Source organism: Flintibacter faecis (assembly GCF_014287875.1).
GTDB classification, from domain to species: domain Bacteria; phylum Bacillota; class Clostridia; order Oscillospirales; family Oscillospiraceae; genus Lawsonibacter; species Lawsonibacter faecis_A.
Map to the genome: position 1 here is coordinate 19,164 of NZ_JACOPN010000002.1, position 23,713 is coordinate 42,876.

Genomic DNA, 23,713 nt, shown 5'->3' on the forward strand with positions numbered 1-23,713 from the left:
GAGATCTGATTGCATTGCGAGTTGATCCATATGAACATCATGGCCGAACTGGCCATCATCTTTGGCATCTGTCTGGTGTCAGAGGGCATCTCCGCCCTGCTGCCCATCGCCCTCCCCGCCAGCGTCATCAGTATGCTGGTGCTGCTGGCCCTGCTGCTGGCCGGCATCGTCAAGCCCCGGCACATTGACCGGGTGTGCCGCTTTTTGGTGGCCAACATGGCCTTTTTCTTCGTGGCCCCCTGCGCGGGCATCATCGAGCATGTGGAGTCCCTGCTGGCCTGCCTGCTGCCCTTCCTGTGTGCGGCCATTCTCACCACCCCTCTGGTCTATGCCGCCACCGCCTGGTCCATCCAGCTGATGCTCCGGGCACGGCGGAGAAAGGAGTCTCACCATGCTTGAAGCCATGCTCTCCTCCCCCTTCTTCGGCCTGGGGCTCACCTGCGCGGCCTGGTGTGTGGGCGTATTCCTGCAGAAAAAGACAGGCTTTCTCCTCTGTAACCCCATGCTCATCGCCACTATCGTGGTCGTTGCAGTGCTGGCGGTATTCCAAATTCCCTACGCCGACTATCTCCAGGGCAGCAGCATGCTCACCCTGATGCTCAGTCCGGTGACGGCGGTGCTGGCCCTGAACGTGTATAACCAGCGCAGGCTGCTGGGGGAATACTTCCTGCCCGTTATCGTGGGCTGTCTGGTGGGCACCCTGACCAGCGTGGGCTCTGTGCTGCTGCTGTGCAAGGTCATGTCGGTGGACTCGGCCATGACCTCCGCCCTGCTGCCCAAAAGCGTGACCACCGCCATTGCCATCGCCATCTCTGAGAACCTGGGCGGCATCCCCGGGGTCACCGCCGCCGCCGTGGTCATCGCCGGCGTGGTGGGTGCCATCTTCGCCCCCGCCTTTGCCAAGCTGTTCCACGTCACCGACCCGGTGGCCGAGGGCGTGGCCATCGGTGCGTGCAGCCACGCCCTGGGCACCGCCAAGGCCCTGGAGATCGGCACCTTGCAGGGGGCCATGAGTTCCGTCTCCCTGTGTATCTGCGGCATTCTGACCTCGATCCTGGTGGTGTTTTTCTAAGCCGGATAAGCAGATCCCCCGGCCCGTTTCGTTTGAATCGGGCCAGGGGATTTTTTCAGTTGATCTTCATTATGAAAGCTGCTTCAAATAAAAGTGGTCCATAGTCCCGTGCTGGACGGCCTCCGGTCGTTCGATCCGGCGAAAGCCCAGCTTCTCGTACAGCCCCAGAGCGATTTTCAAGTTGCTGTGGGTCTCCAGATAGAGCTGCTGATAGCCCGCCTCTCTGGCCCAGTCCTCCGCCAGCTTCATCAGTTCCCTGCTGTAGCCCTTCCCCTTCGCATCGTCATCCAGATAGAGCTTTTGCAGCTCCGCACAGCGGGAAAGGCCCGGAAACTCCGCCGCGCCAACGCCGCCGACCACCTTGCCCCGCTCATCCAGGGCAATAAAATAGACCCGCTTCTCCGGTTGGGCATGATAATAGGCGCTGAGTTGGTCCAGCTCCGGGTCGAAATACACCGTTCCGGGGATGTTCAGATGGAATCGCTCCAGATTGGCACGGATGATCTTGGCAATGGCTCCGTCGTCTGCCGGGGTGATCTCTCTATAGCTCAGCATGTTCAAAACTCCATTTCAGCTTAAAAAACCAGCTGTCAAGAAACGAAGTCTGGCTTCGCGCTTCACAGCTGGTTTTGATTTTCAAGGATTTTAGTTTACTTCTTCCGGCTGAAGATGCGCTCCAGCAGCTCCCAGTCGCCGTTGCTCACGGCAGCCTTGTCGTCCATCTCGGCGATCACAGGGTCGGCGGGAGGGGCGGGGGGCACGGGGGCGGCGGGCTGCTGAACGGGAGCGGCGGCCGCAGCGGAGAAGAAGTGATCGGCAGCGGCAGGCGCAGGGGAGGGGGCCGCCTGAGGGGCAGCAGCCGCAGGGGCCGCAGCGGGGGCGGCGGGCTTCTCGTCAAACCCGGTGGCAATGACAGTGACCCGGATCTCGTCCTCCAGCGTCTCGTCGAAGGCGGCGCCGAAGATGATGTTGCAGTCGGGGTGGGCGGCCTCCTGGACCAGATTGGCGGCGGTCTCCACCTCTTCCAGGCCGATATCCATGGAGCCGGTGACGTTGATCAGCACGCCCCGGGCGCCGTTGATAGAGGTCTCCAGCAGGGGGCTGGAGATGGCCATGCGGGCGGCCTCCTCGGCCTTGTTCTTTCCGGCGGCGCGGCCCACGCCCATGTGGGCCCGGCCCGCGTCCTTCATGACGGCGGACACGTCGGCAAAGTCCAAGTTGATGAAGCCGGTGTTCTTAATGAGGTCAGAGATGGACTGCACGGCCTGCTGCAGCACGTCGTCGGCGATCTCAAAGGCGTTGACCATGGTGATCTTCTGGTCGGTAGCCAGCTTCAGCCGCTCGTTGGGGATGATGACCAGGGAGTCTACCTTGTTGCGCAGCTCGGCAATGCCGCCCTCGGCCTGCTTCATGCGGCGCATTCCCTCGAACCGGAAGGGCTTGGTGACCACGCCCACGGTGAGGATGCCCAGTTCTTTGGCGATGTCGGCCACGATGGGGGCTGCGCCGGTGCCGGTGCCGCCGCCCATACCGGCGGTGATGAACACCATGTCCGCGTCCTCCAGGGCCTTGGAGATCTGGGTGCGGTTCTCCTCGGCGGACTTGCGGCCCACCTCGGGGTCAGACCCCGCGCCCTTTCCGTTGGTCAGCTTTTCGCCGATCTGAATTTTAAAGGTGGCGCTGGATGCGCCAAGGGCCTGCTTATCCGTGTTCACGGCAATAAAATCCACGCCCTTGGTGCCGGTTTTCACCATGCGGTTGACCACGTTGTTGCCGCCGCCGCCTACACCGATCACCTTGATGTTTACTACATTGTCAGGACCCATATCCAATCCGAAGGCCATTGTCGTTCCTCCTATGTAAAAGTCGAAGCGGCTGAAAACGCCGAAAATATGCCCCGCTCCGCCATTTAGTCGTTATTATTTTTATTGTATCGCGCTTTCCCTGTCAGGTCAAGAGAAAAAGCGCGACCTGTCTCGATTTCCCAAATTTTCCGCTTCAGTCCGGGGTATATACCGCGGTGATGCTCTCCTGGGTCAGGTCAAAGGTGCCGGTGGTCTGCTCCCCCAGCTTCTTCTCCGCCTCGGGCACCGCCGCCTTCAGGGCCTGGAGCTTATAGTCCATGTCCCCCACCAGGGACAGCTTCACGGTGAAGCGATCCAGATAGCGCAGCTCCACGTGGGTGTCTCCCAGGGCGATGGATGCGGTGTCAGCCAGCATGTCATAGTCCTCCAGCCCCTGGAGCAGGGCCAGCAGCGCCGTCAGCTTGGGCTGTTCCTCCTGGGACAGGACCAGCATCTCCCCCGCCCTTGGGGACAGGGGGGTGATCCCGGTGACGGAGATGGCTGTACTGTCGGCGGGGGCGGGCTCCAGCAGCTTCCCCCCCACGCTGATGAGCCACGCCTGGGTGGCGGGCTTGGCATCCTCCTGGGTGTCCTCAGAGGAGCTGTCCCCGCCGATGTCTCCGGCGGCACTTTGCTTTCCGGCGGCCTGGCTCTGGTCTGCACTGTCACCCGCCTGACTGCTGTCCGGCTGGACAGGCTCCGCCGGGGCCTGGGGTACCGTCTGAACGACGGCAGAAGTCCCCGGGGCCTCGACGCGGGCCACCGCGTCCCACTCCTTCACCGTAAGAACGATGGTGCTTGGCAGTGCGCGGCGTATCGTAAGCTCCTCCACATAGGGCAGACCCTGGAGCACCTGGTGGGCGATCTGATACTTGTTCATGCGGAACAGGTTATCCCCCGTCTGGATGCCGGTTGCCTTTATGATCTCCTCCTGAGAGTAGCGGCTGTTGCCCGTCACCGCCACCGTCTCCACCTGGAAGAACACGGTGGCCCCCATGGTAAGCGCCACCGCCACCGCTCCGGCGCACAGCAGCTTGAACAGCGGGCCCAGCCGCCCCTTGCCCCGTTTCCGTTTGCGTTTGTTTCTTGGTGATGCCATTGGCCCTCTCCTAAAAAAACTGTCTTTCGTCCGTCAGTCTGTCTCTGTGATGTCCGCTCCCAGGGCACGCAGCCCGATGTCCAGGCCGTCGTAGCCCCGGCGGATGTGGGCAAGGCCGGTCACCCGGGTCTCGCCCCGGGCGGCCACCCCAGCCACCACTAAGGCTGCGGCCCCTCTCAGGTCTCCGCCCTGTACAGCGGCCCCATGCAGGCCGCCCACCCCGGTGACGGCGGCCGTGCGGCCCTGCACCCGGATGTCCGCCCCCATGGCCCGCAGCTGGGACACATGGCCGTAGCGGCTTTGGAATATGTTCTCCCGGAACAGAGTCTCTCCCCTGCCCCCGGCCAGGGCGGCCATAAAAATGGCCTGGACATCGGTGGGAAAGCCTGGATATGGCTCCGTGACCACAGGCGGAACGGCATGTAGGCCGCCGCCGCTGGTCAGTACGATCTCCTCTGGCCCTGTCTGGATGGAACAGCCCGCCCGCTCCAGCGCTGCAAGCACCGCCCGGAGGTGCTCCGGGTCTGCCCCCGTCAGTTCCACCCGCCCCCCTGCCGCCCCGGCGGCACAGAGATAGGTGGCGGCGGCGATGCGGTCCCCCATCACCCGGTATCTGGCCGGACGGAGGGTCGCGCCGCCCCGAATGACAACGGTGGCCGTCCCCGCTCCCCGGACGTCGGCCCCCATGGCTCTGAGAAAGCCCTGCAGGTCTTCTATTTCCGGCTCCTGGGCCGCTCCCGCGATGGCGGTCACGCCGGGACAGCCGCAGGCGGCCAGCATGGCGTTCTCCGTGGCCCCCACGCTGGGGATGGGCAGAAAGATCTCTCCCCCGGTCATACGACAGCCCGTACAGCACAGCACGCCGTCCGTCTCCCGGATGTCCGCTCCCAGTGTCCTCAGGGCCGCCAAATGCAGGTCGATGGGCCGGGGCCCCAGCTCACACCCCCCGGGATAGGTCAGGGCGGCCCGGCCCATGCGGGCCAGCATGGCCCCCAGAAAGACCACCGAGGAGCGCATCTCCTCCATCAGTTCCCGTGATATCTCCGCCCCGGCGAGGACGGAGGCATCCACCCCCACGGTGTCCCCCCGCCGCCAGACCCGGCAGCCCAGCCCCTTTAAAATGGCCAGGGCCGCGTCCACGTCGGAAAGACAGGGGCAGTTCTCGATGACGCTCTCCCCCGGGGCCAGCAGGGTTGCGGCCAGAATGGGCAGGGCGCTGTTTTTGGCCCCCTGTACCGTCAGACGGCCCTCCAGCGGGCGGCCCCCCCGGATGTGATAACAGCTCATGGATCGCCCTCCACTTCTTCAGATTCAGGCCATCCTATGCGCAGTTGGTTTCTTTGGTTTGTTTCCGTGCCGAAAGGCGCTTACTTCATGATCTCCCGCAGGGTCTCATAGATCTTCTCCCCCGCATCGGGCACGGCCATAGCGCGCAGGGCCTTCTCCATGTTCTCCCGGCGGCCCTTCTCCCGCAGCAGCAGGCTGGCCGTCTCATACAGGGTGTCCTGGGCGCAGTCCTGTTCCCGCAGGAGTACGGCAGCCCCCTGGTCGGCCAGCACCCGGGCGTTTTTCTCCTGGTGGTTGGCCGTCACGTTGGGGGAGGGCACCAGAACGGCGGGCTTGGCGATGGCGGTGAGCTCTGAGATGGTGGAGGCGCCCGCCCGGCACAGGACCAGGTCGCTGGCCGCCATGACCAGGGGCATGTCATAGATATACTCCCGGACCTCAATGCCGTTATCCCCCAGCTGCAGGCCCCGGCGCAGCAACTCCTCCTTCATCCAGGCGAAGTCCCGCCCGGCGGCGTGGATATGGCGATAGGGCGCGCCCTCATAGCACTCCTTGGCGATGAAGTCCACCATCTTCCGGTTCATCACCTCCGCCCCCAGGGACCCCCAATAGGACAGCAGCAGGGGCCGCTGGTCGGTAAAGCCCAGCTGCTCCCGGGCCTGCTCCCGGGTAAACCGGAAGAAGTCCCCCCGGACGGGGGTGCCGGTGACCACCACCTTGGTGGGGTCGTCATAGTGGCTGCGGCTCTCTTCAAAGCCCACCATCACCCGGTCCACCACTTTAGACAGGGCCTTGGTGGTCAGGCCGGGCACGGCGTTGGACTCGTGCACGGCGGTGGGGATGCCCCGGTGGGCCGCCTCGTTCACCACGGGGAAGGAGGCATAGCCGCCGGTGCCCACCACCAGGTCGGGCTTGAACTCGTCCAGAATGGCCCGGGCCTGCTTTTTGGAGCGCTGCATGTTCACCAGCGTGCCCAGATTGTGGACGATGTCCGCCGGTGCCAGAGAGCGATGAAAATTCGTGATGGTCACGGTGCGGATGGGATAGCCCTCCTTGGGCACCAGCCGGGTCTCCATGCCCCCGTCGGCCCCCACGAACAGCACCCGGCAGCCGGGATGCTTGTCCTGAAAGATGCGGGCCAGGGCCACCGCCGGATTCACGTGTCCGGCGGTGCCGCCGCAGGTAAAGAGGATGTTCATGTTATCACCTCAGAAATATCTTTGTTTGTCCGCCGCCGGATTCAGTCGTTTTTCGGGGCGGGTATCTGTCTGGATATCCCCAGTACAATGCCCATCTCCGCCATGTTCATCACCAATGCCGTTCCGCCGAAGCTAAAAAAGGGCAGGGAGATGCCCGTGTTGGGGATGAGGTTGGTCACCACGCCGATATTCAAAAAGACCTGGGTGGCCATCAACGTAATGATGCCCACAATGGTCAGCGAACCGAACTTATCCCGGGCGTGCAGGGCCAGCCAGTAGCCCCGCAGGACCAGCAGGGCAAACAGGATGAGCACGATGGCTGCCCCCACAAAGCCCAGCTCCTCCACCACCACGGAAAAGACGAAGTCGTTTTCCGGCTCGGGAATATACAGCAGCTTCTGGCGGCTGTTGCCCAGCCCCAGGCCCAGCAGACCGCCGGAGCCGATGGCCAGCAGGGATTGAATGGTCTGAAAGCCCTTGCCCCGGGGGTCGCTCCACGGGTCCAGCCACAGCTGCACCCGGGCGGTCATATAGGTGGTGTTCAGAATGATAAAGGTCATCAGCGCACCCACCGAGCCGATGCCGGCGATGAACCAGACAATATTGATGCCCGCAGCAAACAGCACCGCCGCCGCTCCCACCATGATCAGGATGGTACCCGACATGTGGGGCTCCTTCACCACCAGCAGCACAACAACGCCCAGCACTGCGCCATAGGGCACCAGCTCCATAAAGCCCAGCCGGGTTCCCAGATTGCCCAAGCGGCCCCAGAAGGTCCGGTTGGAGAACTTCTTTTTCTTCTCGGTGGTCCGTTTGGACAGTCGGGCCGAGAAGAAGATGATCACGGCCACCTTGGCGATCTCCGAGGGCTGAAAGGTGGGGCCAAACAGCAAAAAGATGTGCAGCCACCGCTGGGCGCCGTTGCTCCGCACACCGAGCGGGGTGAGCACCAGCACCAGCAGAAAGATGGACACCGCCAGCATAGGGATGGTGAGCAGCCGCCAGTGCTGATAGTTCATTTTGGACATCCAGTACATGGCGACAAGTCCAATGACTGCATAGACGCTCTGGCGCTTGATGTAGTACAGGGGGTTGTTCTGTACGATGGCGCTGGAGTCGTAATAGGCGGTGGCATAGGAGGCGGAGAACACCATAATAAGCCCGATGCCCACCAGCATCAGCGTCAGCATCAGAAAGGGCAGGTCCACCGGCCCGGCGGCCAGCTGCTGCTCCATGGTCATATCACGTTTCGGCTTTCGGGCCATTTCCTGCACCTCCCTAATTCTAGTAATCAAATTTAAGTGATGAGTTAGGAGTGATGAGATAGGAGTTAACTCATCACTCATCCTTCCTAACTCCTAACTATCAAACGGGAAAACGATTCATTACGCCTAAAAACGCCAGGACGCACAAAATCAAAGTGATGCCGGAGAACACGCAGAACAGCTTGGTCTCGCTCCAGCCGCCCAGCTCCAGGTGGTGATGCAGGGGGGCCATGCGGAAAAAGCGCTTGCCGTGGGTCTTTTTGAAATAGACCACCTGAATGATGTCAGACAGCACCTCTGCCACATAGATAAGGCCGATGACAGGGATGATGAGGGGGATGTTCAGGGCAAAGGCCAGGCCGCACACCATGCCCCCCAGGAAGAGAGAGCCGGTGTCCCCCATAAAGACCTTGGCGGGGTGGAAGTTATAGATGAGGAAGGCGCACAGGCCGCCGGCCAGGGCGGCGGAGAGCACCGTCAGGTCGTTTCGACCATACCAGGCGGACACAGCTACATAAAACAGGGCCACGGGGATGGTCACGCCGGTGGCCAGGCCGTCGATGCCGTCGGTAAGGTTCACAGCGTTCACCGTGCCCACCATGACAAAGGCGGAAAAGACCATATACAGCCACCAGGGCATGGGGAACTCCACATTGAAAAAGGGGATATACAGGGTGTGGGTCAGATAGCCGCTGTTGCGCAGCAGCACCGTGAAGGCGATGGCCGCCGCCAGCTGCAGCAGAAACTTCTGGGGGGCGGTGAGGCCCTCGTTGGCGTGGTGGCGCAGCTTCTGAAAGTCGTCGATAAAGCCGATGATACCGAACACCAGGGCGAACAGAAATACATACAGGTGGTTCCGGTTGCCCGCCATCAGATCGTGCCAGCCCGCCGTGAGCACCGCCACGGCAATGGCCAGAATGAACATCAGCCCGCCCATGGTCGGGGTGCCCTGCTTGGACATGTGCCAGGTGGGGCCGTCCTCCCGGATGGCCTGCCCCGCCTTCAGGCGGCGGAGCAGGGGGATCAATATCTGCCCCGCAATGGCCCCCACGCCGAAGGCCACAATAAAGCTGAGAATATACATCATGTTGGAAAACCTCCCGGTCTCTTTCTCTTTTGTCCATCCCGCACACACACAGCGGGACAGGTTATTATACTACGGCGGCAGGAAGATTTCCAGCCCTATCTTTTCGCCCGTCCTGCTCCCGGAACCAGTCCGCCACGATCTCCCGTTCGTCCATGGGGAGCTGCACGCCGTTTACTTCCTGATAGGTCTCGTGACCCTTGCCCGCCAGCACGATCACGTCCCCCGGCCGGCCCTGGTCCAGGGCCCAGGCGATGGCCCGGCGGCGGTCCGGCTCCACATGAACCGGGGCCCCACCCTCTTCTGTCATGCCCGCCTGAATGTCCCGGATGATGGCCTCCGGCTCCTCCGTCCGGGGGTTATCCGAGGTGAGCACCACCAGATCGGCCAAATCCCGGGCGATGGCTCCCATGATGGGACGTTTCGTCTTATCCCGGTCTCCCCCGCAGCCGAACAGACAGATCAGCCGTCCGGCGGTAAAGTCCCGGGCGGTGAGCAGGATGTTCTCCAGGGCGTTGGGGCTGTGGGCATAGTCGATGAGAACGGTATAGGCCCGGGGCACGGGGACCACCTCCACCCGGCCCTTCACCCCGTGGACGCTGCGCAGGGCGGGGGCCAGCTGTTCCAGGGACAGCTCCAGGCACAGTCCGGCGGACAGGGCCGCCAGGGCGTTGTAAATGGAGAAGCCCCCGGGGATGGGCAGATGGACCCGGGCGATATGGCCCAGGGTCACCGCCTCGAACTCCACGTGGCCGGGGAACAGGCGGATGTTCCGGGCGGTCAGGTCGGCCTGGGCCCGGTTTTCGGAATAGGTGAACACCGGACCGGGGATGTGTCCGGCGTACCACCGCCCCGCCTCGTCGTCCAGATTGACCACGCTGCGGCGGCACTGGGCAAACAGCAGGCCCTTGGCCCGGCGGTACTCCTCCATGGTCTTGTGATAGTCCAGATGGTCCTGGGTCAGGTTGGTGAACACCCCCACGTCAAAGGTCAGCCCCGCCGTGCGGTGCTGGATCAGGGCATGGGAGGAGACCTCCATCACCGCACAGGCGCACCCGGCATCGGCCATGATCCGCAGCAGACGCTGCAGTTCATAGCTCTCCGGGGTGGTGCGGTGGGCGGGCAGCTCCCGCTGACCCACCAGGTTCCGGTTGGTCCCCACCAGCCCCACCGGGACGGAGAGGGTCTGCTCCAGCATCTCCTTGATGAGACAGGTGGTGGTGGTCTTGCCGTTGGTCCCGGTGACGGCGATGAGGGTCATCTCCTCCCCGGGATGGCCAAACCAGTTGGCCGAGGTCAGGGCCAGGGCCAGCCGGGCATCCGGGGTGGTCAGCCACGGGCCGGGTCGCTCTGGCGGATGCTCACACAGCACCGCCGCCGCCCCCCGCTCCATGGCCTGGTCAATGAACCGGCTGCCGTCCATTTTGGCTCCCGGCAGGGCGACAAACAGCGCCCCCGGTTCCAACGTCCGGCTGTCATAGGACAGGGAGGATATCTCCAGCCCTCCGTCAAATTCTTCTTCCGTCAGCGGAACCCCCGCCAACAGCTTGCGCAGCTTCATAGCGTTTAGCCCCTTTGCGGGGAGTTTCATTCTCTCTAAGAAGCGCCGAGTTCCCCTCCGGGGAACAGTTAGGAGTTAGGAGTGATGAGAGATGAGTTTTAACTCCTAACTCATCCCTCCTAACTCATCACTCATCCCTCACTCAAAGTCCGTCCTCTACTACGTTGGAGAACTGGACCTCGATGACGGTGCCGATGGGGGCCGTTTCGCCGCTGGCCACGCTCTGGCCGCTGGCGGTGGTGGAATTTCCGTAATAGGTGGACACACCGGAGGCCCGCATGAAGAAGCCGCTGTCCTCCAGCCGCTTTTTGGCCGACTCATAACTCAGACCCACCACATTGGGTACGGTGCCCGTCTCCTCCGGCGCGGCGCTGCCCAGGTACAAAATGACCTTGGACCCGCCGGGGACCGCGGCCCCCGAGGCCGGGATCTGTGCGGTGACGGTGTCCCCCTCGCCCACGGTGCGGCTGCTCAGTCCCTTCTTCCGCAGGGTGCTCTCCGCCGCATCCACCGTCATGCCGGACACCCGGGGCGTGACCACGTCCACCGCTGCGGACTCCTCCGCCGTGTACTTCTTCTCCACGCCCATATAGTCCAGAATGTCCGCGATCAGGGGACCGACTTTCGGGGCGGCCATGTTGCCGCCGCTGATATATACGCCTGTGGTGGAATAGTGGCTGCCGGGGGAGGCCTCCTGGGGCTTGTCATAGGCCAGCAGTACAATGACCTCCGGGTCGTCCGCCGGGGCAAAACCCATGAAGGAGACGATGGTGCGCCCCTCCTCCTGGGTCTCGGAGGAGCCCGTCTTGCCGCCGATGCGGTAACCGGCCACATAGGCGTTTTTGCCCGTGCCCTCAGACACCACGCTCTCCAGGATCTTGCTCACCCGCTGGCTGGTCTCCTGGCTGACCACCTGGCGGACCACAGTGGGCTGAGTGTTCTCCGCCACCGTCTTGTCCCGGGTACTCACCGACTGGACCACATAGGGCTTTACCAGGTCGCCGCCGTTGATGGTGGCGGCAAAGGCGGTGATCATCTGCAGGGGGGTGACCTCAAAGCGCTGGCCGAAAGAGGCCACCGCCAGGTCCACGTTGGTCATCTTCTCCCGCCTCCAATAGGCGTCCTTCAAGCTGGCCTCGCCGGGCAGGTCGATGCCCGTCTGCTCGGTCATGCCAAAGGCCTCGAAATAGTCATAGAATTTGCTCAGCCCCAGCCGCTGGCCGATCTGCATAAAGGCGGGGTTACAGGAGTTCTGCACCGCCTGAGCCAGAGTCTGCGCGCCGTGTCCCGTGCGCTTGGAGCAGCTAATGGGCTTGTCGTATCCGGCCACTTTATAAGAGCCGCTGCAATAGAAGGTGTCGTTTTCCGACACCACCCCCTCCTCCAGGGCGGAGGCCAGCACCACCGCCTTGAAGGTGGAGCCCGGCTCATACCGGGAGTCCAGAGCCTTGCTGCGCCACTGGGTGTTCACCGCATTGGAATAGGCCTGGGCCTGGGCCTGCTCCAAAAGCTCGGCATCCGTCAGCTTTTCCGGATTGTTTTGTTTCAGGTTGGCATAGATGTCGTTGGCATCCTGCTCCATCTCCTGGTTGAGGAGCTGGTCGGTGATGGTGGAGTAGTTGTTGGGATCGAAGCCGGGGGAGCTGGCCATGGCCAGAATCGCCCCCGTCTTGGGGTTCATCACGATGCAGAAGGCCCCGTTGCGCACGTCATAGGCCTTGATCCCCTCGGCCAGGGTTTTCTCCGCATAGGACTGGATGGTGGCATCGATGGTCAGGGTCAGGTCATAGCCGTCGATGGCATCGATAAATTCGGAATAGTTGTTATACATCTGGGTGCCCGCACCGGTGCGGGTGGTGATGACCCGGCCTGCCGTGCCCTTGAGCACGTCGTCATAGGCCGCCTCGATGCCCACCGCGCCCCCCTCGGCATTGACAAATCCCAGGGTCTGGGCCGCCAGACTGGCATAGGGGTAATACCGCTGGGTCCCCGCCACCAGATAGAGATAGTGGGAGGTCTTGTTCTGGACGATATAGTCCCGGATGGCCTTGGCATCCTCCTCCTCGATCTTGGTCTTGATCTCCCGGTAGGAGTACTCCGTGGCCCGGACCTGTTTTTCCAGCTTCTCCTGGTCCAGATTGGGGATCAGGCCCATCAGGTCCTTCACCAGCTGGTCCTGGGCCGCCTTCACCGCGGCGTTCCAGGCCCCCTCGTTCAGGCTGCCGTCGTCGTCTGTATAGTCCTTCTTGTCCACGCAGTCCTGCATCAGGTCCTTGGGGGATAGGATCAGATTATACACCGTGGCCGACATGGCCAGCACGTTGCCGTTGCAGTCATAGATGTTGCCCCGGGCGGCGGAGACAGACAGGTCCAGGGTCTGCTGCTTGGTGGCGCGGCTCTGATAGTCCTCATGGCGGACGATAGCCACATCCCACAGTCTCCAAAACAGCGGGACAAACAGCATCACGCCGCACAGCACCATCAAAATGACGGTCCGCTTGAAAATGGTCCGTTTGGAGCGCCGCTCCCGGGCGGCGGCCACTTCGCTGCTGTGTCGTTTTTCCTGTCTGCCCTCCATAGGCGGATCCCTCCCCTTTGCGGTATAAGGGCGCAAGAAAATTTCTTTCTTGCGCCCTTGTCTGTTCTCTCTGGTTTGTGTTCGGCTGACCCTGGGTCCACTCTATGCGCGCTTCAGCGGAAGTATTCGATCATGTCGCCCACAATGGTCTTCACGCTTTGGATGGCCCCGGACAGACCGCCCTGGCCCTCCTCCTGGCCGTACAGCACCACGCTGTCCGGCTCGGACAGATCGATATATACCACCTGGTCTCCGGTGGGGCGGACCATGGTGTCGCCCACGGTGTTCTGGATGGTATCCAGGTCAAACACCTTCTCATACTGGGCCGACAGGGTGGCGTTTTCGGTCTGCAGCTTGGTCATCTGGCTGCGGAGGGAGGCGACCTCCCCGTTGAGCACGGTGTACTGCACATGGCTCAACAGCAGCAGCACCGCAAAGGCGGCCACGGCCAAAAAGCCGATGACGGCAAAGGGGGCCACATGTCCGGCCTGGCGCACCTGTACCTGGGCGCGCTTCAGTTCCTGGCGGCGGACGTGTTCCCGCTGTTTGGGCTGGGGGCGGCGATGCTGTTCCTCCTCCCGGCGGGGCAGCCGGATGGCTCCCCCCTCATAGGCCGGGGCATAGGCCACGCTTCTATAAGTATTATACTGTGTTGCTTCGCGTCGGCGGGAGGCCATACCGCTCACTCCGTTTCTCATTTGCTCCCCGGTCGTCTAAGGGCATCGGGGGCCGATGGAAAGAAAACGCTCTCTCCTTTGTGCGATCACTTGATCTTTTCCGCCACGCGCAGCTTGGCGCTGCGTGCGCGGGGGTTTTCGTCGATCTCCTGCTGGGTGGGCAGGATGGGCTTTTTGTTCACCAGCTTGATGTCCGGCGTTTTCCCGCACACACAAACGGGGAAATCCGGCGGGCAGGTGCAGCCCTTGGCAAACTGGGCAAACCCGTTTTTTACGATGCGGTCCTCCAGCGAGTGGAAGGTGATCACCGCCAGACGGCCGCCCCGGTTCAGCTTGGGCACCGCTCCCCGGATCATCCGGTCCACCGAGGCCAGCTCATCGTTCACCGCGATGCGGATGGCCTGAAAGCTCCGCTTGGCCGGGTGCTGCTTCTCCCGCAGGGCCCGGGCGGGCATGGCGCTTTTGATCACGTCCACCAGCTCCAAGGTGGTCTCAATGGGCTTCTCTTCCCTCCGGCGGACGATGGCCGCCGCGATCTGGGGGGCACAGCGCTCCTCGCCGTATTGGTGCAGAATACGGCGCAGTTCCTCCTGGCTCCACCCGTTCACGATATCTGCCGCCGTCAGCCCCTCGCTGCGGTCCATGCGCATATCCAGGGGGGCATCGGCCATGTAGGAAAAGCCCCGGGACCCGTCGTCCAGCTGGGGGGAGGACACCCCCAGGTCGAACAGCATCCCGTCCGCCCCGGCGATCCCTAGGTCGTCCAGGATATCGGCCACCTGGTCAAAGTTGCTGTGGACCAGGGTGACACGGTCCATCCAGTCCGCCAGCCGCTCTTGGGCGGCATCTAAGGCAGCCTGGTCCCGGTCCACGCAGATGAGCCGCCCCGTGGTCAGCCTCCGGGCGATCTCCCGGCTGTGTCCGGCCCGGCCCAGGGTCCCGTCCAGATAGATCCCGTCCGGGCGGATATTCAGTCCTTGGATACACTCGTCCAGCAGCACCGGGCGGTGGGTAAATACCTCACTCATATCAGAACCCCAACTCCGCCATGCAGGCGGCCATTTTTTCCGGCGTCATGTCCTCTTCCTCCTGGGCGTGCCAGGCATCGGCCGACCAGATCTCCGCCCGGTCGTTCACACCGATGATGACGGTATCCTTCTCCAGCCCCGCGTATTTGCGCAGCTTGGCGGGAACCACGATGCGGCCCTGGCTGTCCGGCTCGCACTTGGCGGCATTGGCAAATAGCAGGCGCATGGTCTTGGACTGACTCATGGGCAGGGCGGCGATCTTTTCGGTGATCTTGTCCCAAGTGGATTGGGGATAGATGGCCAGGCAGGCATCCACGCCCACGGCCAGATAAAAGGTCTCCCCCAACTCGCCCCGGAGCTTAGCGGGAATGAACAGACGGCCCTTGGCATCGATGCTGTGCTCGTATGTGCCGGTCACGTCCTTCACTCCTCCCCACTTACGCTCCACTTTGCGGGCATTTACTCCACCTTGCCCCACTCTTGTTTTTTAGTATAAAAGCTGTTGACATAAAAATCAAGAGTTTTTTCCAATTCCGCACAGAAAAAAACCGCCGATTTTCCGCAAAATCGGCGGTTTTCCCATTGGAACATGCGTTTTATTTCACTTTATATCGTGACATTTTTCCTGTAATTGCACAGTTTTCCACTGATCTTTCCACATTTTTGGGTCAAATATTCCCTTCGTGGACCTGACACAGGGCCTTCTCCACCGCCTGTTTTACTCCGGCGGGGTCGGCCTTGCCCTTCAACTGCCGCATGGCCTGGCCCACCAGGAACCCGGCAACCTTTTGGTTGCCCCCCTGATAGTCGGCCACCGCCGCGGGGTTGTCCTTCAGCACCCGGGCCACCGTCTGTTCCACCAGGGCGGTATCGTTCACCTGCTCCAGGCCGTGGTCCTGCACATAGCGCTCCACATCCCCGTTGTCGGGGAACACCGCCCGGAACACTTTGGCCGCCGTGTTCCGGTTCAGGCGGCCTGCATCTACCAGGGCAATGAGCCGGGCCAGGTTGTCCGGGGTCAGCTTCATCTGCTTCGGCTCAATGGCCTCCTCCTTCAGGCGGCGCATCATCTCCCCCAGCATCCAGTGGCAAACCTCTTTCGCCTGGGCGCCGCAGGCCACCGCCGCCTCGAAAAAGTCCACCAGGGCCTTCTGAGCGGTGATGAGCTTGGCGTCCTGCTCCGACAGGCCATAGTCCCGCTGATACCGGGTCTGGCGCTCCGGGGCCATCTCGGGCTGCTGCGCCCGCAGGCCCTGCAGGAATTCCTCCGTCAGCTCCAGGGGCGGGATGTCCGGCTCAGGGAAATAGCGATAGTCCTGGGCGCTCTCTTTGCTGCGCATGGAGAAGGTGGCGTCCTTGTTGTCGTCCCAGCGCCGGGTCTCCTGGATGACCCGCTTGCCCTCCTCGATGCACTCGATCTGCCGCCGGGTCTCATAGGCGATGGCCCGGGTGATGGCCTTGAAGGAGTTTAAGTTCTTCATCTCCGTGCGGGTGCCCAGTTCCTCTGACCCGGCGGGGCGGACGGACAGGTTTACGTCGCACCGGAGGGAGCCCTCCTGCATCTTGCAGTCGGACACACCCATATACTCCAGGGTGGAGCGCAGCTTCTCCAGATAGGCCACCACCTCCTCCGCCGTGCGGAAGTCCGGCTCGGTGACGATCTCCACCAGGGGCACACCGCAGCGGTTATAGTCGCACCGGGTCTGGTCGATCCAGGGGTCGTGGACCAGCTTGCCCGCATCCTCCTCCATATGCAGCTCGTGGATGCGGATGTCCTTCTCCCCCGCCGCCGTGGTAATGGACACACGGCCGTTCACCCCGATGGGCACATACAGCTGGGACACCTGATAGGCCTTGGGCAGGTCGGGATAGAAATAGTTCTTCCGGTCAAACCGATGGCGGCGGTTCACCGTGCAGTTCAGGGCCAGGGCGGTCTTGGCGGCAAACTCCACCACCTTTTTGTTCACCACCGGCAGAGTGCCCGGCATGCCGGTACACACGGGGCAGCAGTGGGTGTTGGGCGCGCCGCCGAACTGGGTGGTGCAGGAGCAGAATATCTTGGTCCTGGTGGCCAGCTCCACGTGGGTCTCCAGACCGATTACCGTCTCCCATGTCATGTCAGACCGCCTCCTTCTTTTCCGCTTGTTCCGCCTGTCCCTGACCGGGGCGGCGCTTGTGATAGTCCGTGTCCAGCTGGAAGGCGTGGGCCGCGTTCAGCACCTTGTCCTCCCCCAGGGGCGGGCCGATGAGCTGGCAGCCGATGGGCAGGCCCTTCTCGTCAAAGCCGCAGGGCATGGACAGCCCGGGCAGCCCCGCCAGGTTCACCGACACGGTGTAAATGTCGCTGAGATACATCTGCAGGGGGTCCGACAGGCTCTCCCCCAGCTTGGGGGCCGTGGTGGGGGCCACGGGGGTGAGCATCACGTCGCAGCGGGTGAACGCGTCGTCAAAGGCCTTTTTGATCAGTCCCTTCACCTGGAGGGCCTTTTTATAATAGGCATCGTAATAGCCCGCCGACAGCACAAAGGAGCCCAGCAGGATGCGCCGCTTCACCTCCGCCCCAAAGCCCTGGGTGCGGGTGCGGCAGTATAGGTCGGTCAAATCCTCATAGTCCTGGGCCCGCCAGCCGTATTTCACCCCGTCGAACCGGGACAGGTTGGAGCTGGCCTCGGCGGCGGCGATGATATAATAGGTGGGGATGACATATTGCATCACCGGGAAGTCGAACTCCACCAGCTCCGCTCCCCGGGCCTTCAGCGTCTGGGCCGCCCGGAGGACTCCCTGGCGCACCGCCGGGTCCAGGCCGTCGCCGAAGCAGTCGGCGGGGAGGCCGATCTTCATGCCCCGCACGTCCCCGGTGAGCCCGGCCAACAGGCCGCCGGCGGGCACGTCCAGGCTGGTGCCGTCCCTGGGGTCCTTGCCCATCACGGCATCCAGCACGGCGGCGCAGTCGGCGGCATCCCGGGCCAGGGGACCCATCTGATCCAGAGAGGAGGCGTAGGCGATGAGCCCATACCGGGACACCGCCCCATAGGTGGGCTTCATCCCCGTCACGCCGCAGTAGGCGGCGGGCTGGCGGATGGACCCGCCGGTGTCAGAACCGACGGCGTACCAGCAATCTCCCTCCGCCACGGCGGCGGCGGCCCCGCCGGAGGAGCCCCCTGGCACCCGTTCCCGGTCCCAGGGGTTGCGAGTGGGCCCGTAATAGGAGGTCTCGGTGGTGGAGCCCATGGCGAACTCGTCCATGTTCACCTTGCCCAGGCACACCGCCCCCTGCTCCCCCAGCCGCTCCACCAGCGTGGCGTCATAGGGGGGCACAAAGCCGGTCAAAATTTTGCTGGCACAGGTGGTGGACACGCCCTTGGTGCAGATGTTGTCCTTCAGCGCCATGGGCACCCCGGCCAGGGGGCCGGCGCACTTTCCCGCCGCCAGCTGCTGCTCGATCTCCCGGGCCCGGTCCAGCGCCCGGTCCGCAGTGACGGCCACAAAGGCCCCGTTCTCCTTGGTCTCCTCCATCCGGTCCAGGGCCGCCCGGGCGGCCTGGGTGGGGGATACCTCCCCCTGTCTGATCGCCGCACCCAGCTCCAGGGCGGTCAAGTCAAAGATATCGCTCATACTTCTCCCTCCCTTATTCCACCGTCTTGGGCACCAGAAATGCCTCGTCGTCCGCCGCCGGGGCGTTTTTCAGCAGCGCCCCCCGGTCCATGGAGGGCTGCACCTCGTCCTCCCGCAGCACGTTCTTCACAGGGAACACGTGGCTCAGGGGTTCCACATCCGAAGTGTCCAGGGTGTTCAGGGTGTCCATATAGGCCAGAATGCCCTCCAGGTCCCCAGCCATTTTGGCCTTCTCCTCCTCCGGCAGACGCAGCCGGGACAGCTGGGAGATGTGGTCGATCAGCTCTGTGGTGATTTTCATATGGCTTCTCCTCTCTCGTCAGGGCTCCAGGCGGCTCAGGTCCCGGGGGAACAGGCTGGCCCGGCGCACATTGTCCAGTCCGCACAGCTGGGCGGTGAGCCGCTCCAGACCGATGCCCAGCCCGCCGTGGGGGGGCATCCCGTGCTTGTGGATCATCAGATAGCTGTCAAACTCCGCCGGGTCCATGCCCTTGGCCTCCATCTTGGCCACCTGCTGGGCATAGTCGTGGATGCGCTGGCCGCCGGTGGTCACCTCCATGCCCCGGAACAGCAGATCGAAGGACAGGGTATACTTGGGGTCGGCCGGGTCGTCCATGGCGTAGAAGGGACGCTTTTTGGCGGGATAGTGGGTGACGAACACAAAGTCCGCCCCATATTCCTCTTTGAAATAGCGGCCGATGTTGTGCTCCTCCTCCGGCTCCAGGTCATAGGGGTCCCGGATGGGCCGGCCATATTTCTCCGCCGCCAGCCGTTTGGCCTCGTCAAAGCGCACGGCAGGAATTTTATCCGCCTGGGGCAGCGTCACCCCCAGCAGCGCCAGGTCATCTGCGTAGTCCCGCGCCAGCAGGGCCATGGCATATTGCAGAAAGCCCGCTTCCATGTCCATCACGTCCTGGAAGGAGCGGATAAAGCCCATTTCAAAGTCCAGGGAGGTATACTCGTTCAGGTGCCGGGGGGTGGAGTGCTTCTCCGCCCGGAACACGGGGGCCACCTCGAACACCCGCTGGAACACCCCCACCATGGTCTGCTTATAGAACTGAGGGGACTGGGCCAAAAACGCCTTGCGGCCGAAATAGTCCAGGCGGAAGATGTTGCTGCCCCCCTCCGCCCCGGCGTGGACGATCTTGGGGGTGTGGACCTCGGTAAAGCCCTGGCCGGTGAGATACTCCCGGAAGGCCCGGGACAGACCCTCCTGGATTTTGAACACCGCCCGCTCTTTCAGGGCCCGCAGGACCACCGGGCGCAGGCCCAGCTCGGTGTCCAGGTTCAGCTTCAGCCGCCCCTTGGACACGGGCACAGGCATGGGCTGGGCGGGGCGGGACAGCACCTCCAGCCCGGTCAGCCGCACCTCCATGCCCCCGGGGGCCCGGCGCTCGGCAGCCGCCTGTCCAGTGAGGGTGACGGCGCACTCCTCACACAGGTCCCCGGGCAGCAGCTCCGGGGCGGCCACACACTGCACCGCCCCGTCAGGCAGGCGCAGGGTGAGGAAGGTCACGCCTCCCAGGGGGCGCAGGGCGTGGACCATGCCGTCCAGGGTGACGGTCTGCCCCACCAAAGCGGCCAGGTCCTGCTTGCTCATGCTCTTCTTCGGCGTTCCCGTGACAAATTCCATAACACTCGTCCTTTCTCAAAGTCCAGTGATACGCCCGGGAACGAAAAAATCCCGGGGCGTATCTCACTACGATACACCCCGGGACGAAATCATCCATCATAATGATTCCGCGGTACCACCCGCGTTGTCTCTCCAACAAGAGACCTCTTTCGAGCCCCGATAACGTGGGGAATCCGTACAGCCCTCAACGGCGCTCGCCCTTTGAACTGTAAGCTCAGGAGTGTTGCACCACCTTGTCTTTCCCGACCGGGCTTTCAGCACAGTGGCCCGGTCTCTCTGTTGGATGCCGTCAGGTGTGGTCTCCGTCCGCGCTTTTTTCTTATGGCCGCATTATACGCCTGTACCTCCCTACTTGTCAACTATGTTTTTCACAACATCATTTTAGTTGGATAAAGAAGTTTCGTCATTCGCACTCAAATTGCTTCCCCTCCCGCCCACGCCGGGGCTTTTCTCCCCTCCCCCGATGTGGTATACTGGAACAAAAGCAAGACAGAAAGGGGCCTGGAAAATGGCTTGGATGGACTGGAACGCCCTGGAGCAGACCTGCATGGGCTGTCAGCGGTGCGCCCTGGCGGATGGACGGCATAACGTGGTGTTCGGCGTGGGCAGCCGGGACGCGGAGGTCCTGTTTGTGGGCGAGGGCCCCGGGGAGAACGAGGACCTGCAGGGCGAACCCTTTGTGGGCCGGGCGGGCAAGCTGCTGGACGACATGCTGGAGCTCATCGACCTGGACCGGAAGAAAAACGTGTACATCGCCAACATCGTCAAATGCCGTCCGCCCCACAACCGGGACCCCCTGAACACCGAGCAGGATGCCTGCATCGGCTATCTCCGCAACCAGGTGGCCCTGCTCAAACCCAAGATCATCGTCTGCCTGGGCCGCATCGCCGCCATGCGCCTCATCCGGGAGGACTATCGCATCACCCGGGAGCACGGCCAGTGGGTGGAAAAGGCCGGCGTAGCCATGACCGCCCTCTATCACCCCGCCGCCATCCTCCGGGACCCCGGCAAGCGGCCAGAGACCTTTGACGACCTGAAAAGCCTACAGGCCAAGATCCGCCAGGTGTGCAGCCGGACCTATGAATCGACTTAAATGTCATTGCGAGGAGGGCGCAGCACCCGCAAGGGGTACGCCGCATCCGTAAGGCAGCAAAGCTGCCAACGGCTGCGCAGCGACGCGGGAATCCGAATCCCCGTCCAGCAGCCTCCCTTGTCAAAGGGAGGTGGCACGGCGAAGCCGTGACGGAAGGATTCCGACCCCCGGAAAGCTATCCTAAAAACGGAATCCCTCAGTCAGCTTCGCTGACAGCCCCCTTTAACAAGGGGGCCAAGGGACGGGGGTTACGGATTGCCACGTCGGGCTTTGCCCTCCTCGCAATGACAATGACAAAGAACGCCCTCGCTCCATTCTAAACCCACGGAGCGGGGGCGTTCTTTTCCCTTGCTACTTCGTATGCTCTTTTACATACTCCTCCAAAAACTGATACACCTCTTCAATCGTATCTCCATTGTATATCCGTGGGGAATCTTCCTGATCTATCTCATATACCATCTCTGCATAATGGCTCTCTTCCACAGCCCGCTCAACAACAGTCCCGTCTACCTTGCCGTCGATGATAGGGATCAAGCTCCACATGTATATGTCGTTGATATAAAGGCTGGGCGGGAAAACCATTTGGTCCTCCACAACGCGGCAGTTGAACCCGTCCTGCTCTAATGTCCGGGCCATCTCTTCATCCAAGCCGTAGCGTCCGAACCACGATGGTTCGTCCTCCGCATACACGATAAAAGAATCCGCCCGCTGCAAGAGTTCCTGTAATTCCGGGTAATATTCCTCTTGAAGTCCATTTACCTTGAGCCATAACAGAAAACTGTTCCCTGCCGTGGACAAAATCGCCCGGTTTGGGCATTGCGTGGAAACAAAGAACGCTTTTTGAATGCTGCACTTCGCGATCAGATATGCTTCGTCACCGTATTCATCCGCAAAAACCTGCGGATAAACCTTTTGGACCGCAACATCAGCCAATACAACGGGGCGGTCCTCAGACAGCGTAAATATTTCATCAAAATACGGTATCCTGGACGAATCCGGGGCATCCGAGTTTTTTCCCTGACAGCCGCAGCACAGGGACAGGAGCATGAGCAGGCTCAGTACCGATGCCATTACGTTTCGTTTCATCGTTGCCACTCCCTTCTTGTTCGATCTTTGTTGCTTTTTCGCCGCTCTTCTACTCTCAGTATAACTGATTTTCGCGGAAAAGCAAGTTTTTCTACAGAAATGCTCCCCCCAAGGGCTTTACTTTTTTCGTTTTTTCAGGCATACTTTTGAATTGACTGAAAAAAGGAGAGGTTTTACCGACATGAAAAAGAAGTCATCTGGTTTCAGCGGCTCGCTGGGCTTTGTGCTGGCCGCCGCTGGCAGCGCTGTTGGCGTGGGCAACATCTGGCGCTTTCCATATCTGTGCGCCAAGGACGGGGGCGGCCTGTTCCTGGTGGTCTATCTGGTGCTGGTGCTCACCTTCGGCTTTGTCCTGCTGACCACCGACGTGGCCATTGGCCGCCGCACCAAGCTCAACGCCCTGAACGCCTATGCCGCTCTGGGGAAGAAGTGGCGCTTTCTGGGCTTTCTCACCTTCCTGGTGCCCGCCCTCATCATGACCTATTACTCCGTCATCGGCGGCTGGATCTTAAAGTATCTCACCGCCTATCTCACCACCGACGGCTCCGCACCCGCCCAGGACGGCTATTTCACCGGCTTCATCACCGCCCCGGTGGCCCCCATCGTGTTCACCCTGATCTTTTTGGCCTTCACCGCCTTTGTGGTCTACTGCGGCGTGGAGAAGGGCATCGAGCGCTATTCCCGCATCCTCATGCCCGGTCTGCTGCTGCTCATCGTGGGCATCGCCATTTTCTCCCTCACCCTGTCCTATCAGGGGGAGGACGGCATCACCCGCACCGGCCTGCAGGGTCTGGGGGTCTATCTTCTGCCCAATCTGGAGGGGCTGACGGTACAGCGCTTTCTCCAGGTTCTGCTGGACGCTATGAGCCAGCTGTTCTTCTCTCTCAGTGTGTCCATGGGCATTATGATCACCTATGGCTCCTATGTGAAAGACGATGTGGACCTGGGCAAGGCCACAAACCAGATCGAGATCTTCGACACCGCCGCCGCCTTTCTCTCCGGCATGATGATCATCCCCGCCGTCTATGTCTTTTTGGGCACCGAAGGCATGACCTTTGGCCCCAGCCTGACCTTTGTCTCCCTGCCCAAGGTGTTCCAGTCCATGGGCCTGGTGGGCCGCCTGGTGGGTGCCGCCTTCTTCCTGATGCTGGGCTTTGCCGCCCTCACCTCCTGTGTGTCCGTGATGGAGACCCTGGTAGCCAACTGCATGGAGCTGTTCCACAAGAGCCGGAAGCAGATGTGCGCCGTCATCGGCCTGTACTCCCTGGTCACCGCCGTGCTCATCTGCCTGGGCTATAACGCCCTGTACTTCGAGCTGCCCCTGCCCAACGGCTCGGTGGGCCAGCTGCTGGACGTGATGGACTACATCAGCAACAGCTTCCTGATGCCCTTCATCTCCCTGCTCACCAGCATCCTCATCGGCTGGATCGTGGGCCCCAAGTGGATCTGCGACGAGGTGCAGAAAAATGGCGAGGCCTTCCCCCGGGCCGGTCTTTACAGCGTCCTCGTCCGCTATGTGGTCCCCGTGGTCATGCTGGTCCTGTTTTTGGTGTCCACCGGCCTGTGGAAGCTGAACTTCTGAGTGCATCCAT

General features: G+C 62.2%; 21 protein-coding genes. 4 read left to right on the forward strand and 17 right to left on the reverse strand.

The genetic code is table 11. The annotated features are described in order from the left end of the window. Nucleotides 1-30 precede the first annotated feature (30 nt). Together H8S55_RS02780 and H8S55_RS02785 are read left to right on the forward strand one after the other, a co-directional pair. Complete coding sequence (locus tag H8S55_RS02780) at nucleotides 31-399, forward strand: CidA/LrgA family protein (protein WP_147563572.1); 369 nt, start codon at nucleotides 31-33, stop codon at nucleotides 397-399. Then, nucleotides 392-1,072 (forward strand): LrgB family protein, encoded by a 681-nt coding sequence (locus H8S55_RS02785; RefSeq protein WP_147563571.1) that lies wholly within the window; start codon nucleotides 392-394, stop codon nucleotides 1,070-1,072. Before H8S55_RS02780 ends, H8S55_RS02785 begins: the two co-directional genes overlap by 8 nt. 69 nt (nucleotides 1,073-1,141) lie before the next feature. On the opposite strand, the gene H8S55_RS02790 is transcribed toward H8S55_RS02785, so the two are convergent. The 16 genes from H8S55_RS02790 to aspS all read right to left on the reverse strand — a co-directional run bounded on the left by H8S55_RS02790 (nucleotide 1,142) and on the right by aspS (nucleotide 19,942). Continuing rightward, nucleotides 1,142-1,627, reverse strand: coding sequence for a GNAT family N-acetyltransferase (locus H8S55_RS02790; protein ID WP_186877744.1), 486 nt, complete (start codon nucleotides 1,625-1,627; stop codon nucleotides 1,142-1,144). A 95-nt stretch (nucleotides 1,628-1,722) separates the two neighbouring features. Continuing rightward, nucleotides 1,723-2,916 (reverse strand): cell division protein FtsZ, encoded by a 1,194-nt coding sequence (ftsZ, locus tag H8S55_RS02795; RefSeq protein ID WP_186877745.1) that lies wholly within the window; start codon nucleotides 2,914-2,916, stop codon nucleotides 1,723-1,725. Between the two features lie 154 nt (nucleotides 2,917-3,070). Further along, nucleotides 3,071-4,015, reverse strand: a complete 945-nt coding sequence (locus tag H8S55_RS02800) for a cell division protein FtsQ/DivIB (RefSeq protein ID WP_186877746.1) — start codon at nucleotides 4,013-4,015, stop codon at nucleotides 3,071-3,073. A gap of 33 nt (nucleotides 4,016-4,048) precedes the next feature. Next, complete coding sequence (murA, locus tag H8S55_RS02805) at nucleotides 4,049-5,302, reverse strand: UDP-N-acetylglucosamine 1-carboxyvinyltransferase (protein ID WP_186877747.1); 1,254 nt, start codon at nucleotides 5,300-5,302, stop codon at nucleotides 4,049-4,051. Nucleotides 5,303-5,382: 80 nt separating this feature from the next. Next, nucleotides 5,383-6,501, reverse strand: coding sequence for an undecaprenyldiphospho-muramoylpentapeptide beta-N-acetylglucosaminyltransferase (gene murG / locus H8S55_RS02810; RefSeq protein ID WP_186877748.1), 1,119 nt, complete (start codon nucleotides 6,499-6,501; stop codon nucleotides 5,383-5,385). A gap of 41 nt (nucleotides 6,502-6,542) precedes the next feature. Next, nucleotides 6,543-7,766, reverse strand: coding sequence for a putative lipid II flippase FtsW (ftsW, locus tag H8S55_RS02815; protein ID WP_186877749.1), 1,224 nt, complete (start codon nucleotides 7,764-7,766; stop codon nucleotides 6,543-6,545). 100 nt (nucleotides 7,767-7,866) lie between these two features. Beyond that, a complete protein-coding gene (gene mraY, locus H8S55_RS02820) occupies nucleotides 7,867-8,853 on the reverse strand; it encodes a phospho-N-acetylmuramoyl-pentapeptide-transferase (protein WP_186877750.1) in 987 nt (328 codons plus the stop codon). A 64-nt stretch (nucleotides 8,854-8,917) separates the two neighbouring features. Then, a complete protein-coding gene (locus tag H8S55_RS02825; protein ID WP_186877751.1) occupies nucleotides 8,918-10,411 on the reverse strand; it encodes a UDP-N-acetylmuramoyl-L-alanyl-D-glutamate--2,6-diaminopimelate ligase in 1,494 nt (497 codons plus the stop codon). A 142-nt stretch (nucleotides 10,412-10,553) separates the two neighbouring features. Beyond that, nucleotides 10,554-12,989, reverse strand: a complete 2,436-nt coding sequence (locus tag H8S55_RS02830) for a penicillin-binding transpeptidase domain-containing protein (RefSeq protein WP_186877752.1) — start codon at nucleotides 12,987-12,989, stop codon at nucleotides 10,554-10,556. Between the two features lie 113 nt (nucleotides 12,990-13,102). Beyond that, nucleotides 13,103-13,687 carry a hypothetical protein gene (locus H8S55_RS02835; protein ID WP_186877753.1) on the reverse strand — a complete coding sequence of 195 codons (585 nt, stop codon included), beginning with the start codon at nucleotides 13,685-13,687 and terminating at the stop codon, nucleotides 13,103-13,105. 65 nt (nucleotides 13,688-13,752) lie between these two features. Next, a complete protein-coding gene (gene rsmH, locus H8S55_RS02840) occupies nucleotides 13,753-14,694 on the reverse strand; it encodes a 16S rRNA (cytosine(1402)-N(4))-methyltransferase RsmH (protein WP_186877754.1) in 942 nt (313 codons plus the stop codon). A gap of 1 nt (nucleotide 14,695) precedes the next feature. Beyond that, a complete protein-coding gene (mraZ, locus tag H8S55_RS02845) occupies nucleotides 14,696-15,112 on the reverse strand; it encodes a division/cell wall cluster transcriptional repressor MraZ (RefSeq protein WP_147562628.1) in 417 nt (138 codons plus the stop codon). Between the two features lie 250 nt (nucleotides 15,113-15,362). Next, a complete protein-coding gene (gene gatB / locus H8S55_RS02850) occupies nucleotides 15,363-16,811 on the reverse strand; it encodes an Asp-tRNA(Asn)/Glu-tRNA(Gln) amidotransferase subunit GatB (RefSeq protein ID WP_186877755.1) in 1,449 nt (482 codons plus the stop codon). Between the two features lies 1 nt (nucleotide 16,812). After that, nucleotides 16,813-18,309, reverse strand: a complete 1,497-nt coding sequence (gene gatA, locus H8S55_RS02855) for an Asp-tRNA(Asn)/Glu-tRNA(Gln) amidotransferase subunit GatA (protein WP_186877756.1) — start codon at nucleotides 18,307-18,309, stop codon at nucleotides 16,813-16,815. 13 nt (nucleotides 18,310-18,322) lie between these two features. Beyond that, nucleotides 18,323-18,610, reverse strand: a complete 288-nt coding sequence (gene gatC / locus H8S55_RS02860; RefSeq protein WP_186877757.1) for an Asp-tRNA(Asn)/Glu-tRNA(Gln) amidotransferase subunit GatC — start codon at nucleotides 18,608-18,610, stop codon at nucleotides 18,323-18,325. Between the two features lie 18 nt (nucleotides 18,611-18,628). Beyond that, nucleotides 18,629-19,942 carry an aspartate--tRNA(Asn) ligase gene (gene aspS, locus H8S55_RS02865; protein WP_186877758.1) on the reverse strand — a complete coding sequence of 438 codons (1,314 nt, stop codon included), beginning with the start codon at nucleotides 19,940-19,942 and terminating at the stop codon, nucleotides 18,629-18,631. Nucleotides 19,943-20,459: 517 nt separating this feature from the next. On the opposite strand from aspS, the gene H8S55_RS02870 reads away from it, so the two are divergent. Continuing rightward, nucleotides 20,460-21,035, forward strand: a complete 576-nt coding sequence (locus tag H8S55_RS02870; protein ID WP_186877984.1) for a uracil-DNA glycosylase — start codon at nucleotides 20,460-20,462, stop codon at nucleotides 21,033-21,035. A gap of 351 nt (nucleotides 21,036-21,386) precedes the next feature. On the opposite strand, the gene H8S55_RS02875 is transcribed toward H8S55_RS02870, so the two are convergent. Continuing rightward, nucleotides 21,387-22,121: a hypothetical protein gene (locus H8S55_RS02875; RefSeq protein ID WP_186877759.1), complete on the reverse strand. Its 735-nt coding sequence runs from the start codon at nucleotides 22,119-22,121 to the stop codon at nucleotides 21,387-21,389. Nucleotides 22,122-22,302: 181 nt separating this feature from the next. Between H8S55_RS02875 and H8S55_RS02880 the strand changes: the two genes are divergently transcribed. Beyond that, nucleotides 22,303-23,703: a sodium-dependent transporter gene (locus H8S55_RS02880; protein WP_186877760.1), complete on the forward strand. Its 1,401-nt coding sequence runs from the start codon at nucleotides 22,303-22,305 to the stop codon at nucleotides 23,701-23,703. Nucleotides 23,704-23,713 lie beyond the last annotated feature (10 nt).

Coding starts and splice junctions, on each gene's coding strand:
- H8S55_RS02780 (WP_147563572.1), top strand. CDS start 31: ATGAACATCATGGCCGAACTGGCCATCATCTTTGGCATCTGTCTGGTG.
- H8S55_RS02785 (WP_147563571.1), top strand. CDS start 392: ATGCTTGAAGCCATGCTCTCCTCCCCCTTCTTCGGCCTGGGGCTCACC.
- H8S55_RS02790 (WP_186877744.1), bottom strand. CDS start 1,627: ATGCTGAGCTATAGAGAGATCACCCCGGCAGACGACGGAGCCATTGCC.
- ftsZ (WP_186877745.1), bottom strand. CDS start 2,916: ATGGCCTTCGGATTGGATATGGGTCCTGACAATGTAGTAAACATCAAG.
- H8S55_RS02800 (WP_186877746.1), bottom strand. CDS start 4,015: ATGGCATCACCAAGAAACAAACGCAAACGGAAACGGGGCAAGGGGCGG.
- murA (WP_186877747.1), bottom strand. CDS start 5,302: ATGAGCTGTTATCACATCCGGGGGGGCCGCCCGCTGGAGGGCCGTCTG.
- murG (WP_186877748.1), bottom strand. CDS start 6,501: ATGAACATCCTCTTTACCTGCGGCGGCACCGCCGGACACGTGAATCCG.
- ftsW (WP_186877749.1), bottom strand. CDS start 7,766: ATGGCCCGAAAGCCGAAACGTGATATGACCATGGAGCAGCAGCTGGCC.
- mraY (WP_186877750.1), bottom strand. CDS start 8,853: ATGATGTATATTCTCAGCTTTATTGTGGCCTTCGGCGTGGGGGCCATT.
- H8S55_RS02825 (WP_186877751.1), bottom strand. CDS start 10,411: ATGAAGCTGCGCAAGCTGTTGGCGGGGGTTCCGCTGACGGAAGAAGAA.
- H8S55_RS02830 (WP_186877752.1), bottom strand. CDS start 12,989: ATGGAGGGCAGACAGGAAAAACGACACAGCAGCGAAGTGGCCGCCGCC.
- H8S55_RS02835 (WP_186877753.1), bottom strand. CDS start 13,687: ATGAGAAACGGAGTGAGCGGTATGGCCTCCCGCCGACGCGAAGCAACA.
- rsmH (WP_186877754.1), bottom strand. CDS start 14,694: ATGAGTGAGGTATTTACCCACCGCCCGGTGCTGCTGGACGAGTGTATC.
- gatB (WP_186877755.1), bottom strand. CDS start 16,811: ATGACATGGGAGACGGTAATCGGTCTGGAGACCCACGTGGAGCTGGCC.
- gatA (WP_186877756.1), bottom strand. CDS start 18,309: ATGAGCGATATCTTTGACTTGACCGCCCTGGAGCTGGGTGCGGCGATC.
- gatC (WP_186877757.1), bottom strand. CDS start 18,610: ATGAAAATCACCACAGAGCTGATCGACCACATCTCCCAGCTGTCCCGG.
- aspS (WP_186877758.1), bottom strand. CDS start 19,942: ATGGAATTTGTCACGGGAACGCCGAAGAAGAGCATGAGCAAGCAGGAC.
- H8S55_RS02870 (WP_186877984.1), top strand. CDS start 20,460: ATGGACTGGAACGCCCTGGAGCAGACCTGCATGGGCTGTCAGCGGTGC.
- H8S55_RS02875 (WP_186877759.1), bottom strand. CDS start 22,121: ATGAAACGAAACGTAATGGCATCGGTACTGAGCCTGCTCATGCTCCTG.
- H8S55_RS02880 (WP_186877760.1), top strand. CDS start 22,303: ATGAAAAAGAAGTCATCTGGTTTCAGCGGCTCGCTGGGCTTTGTGCTG.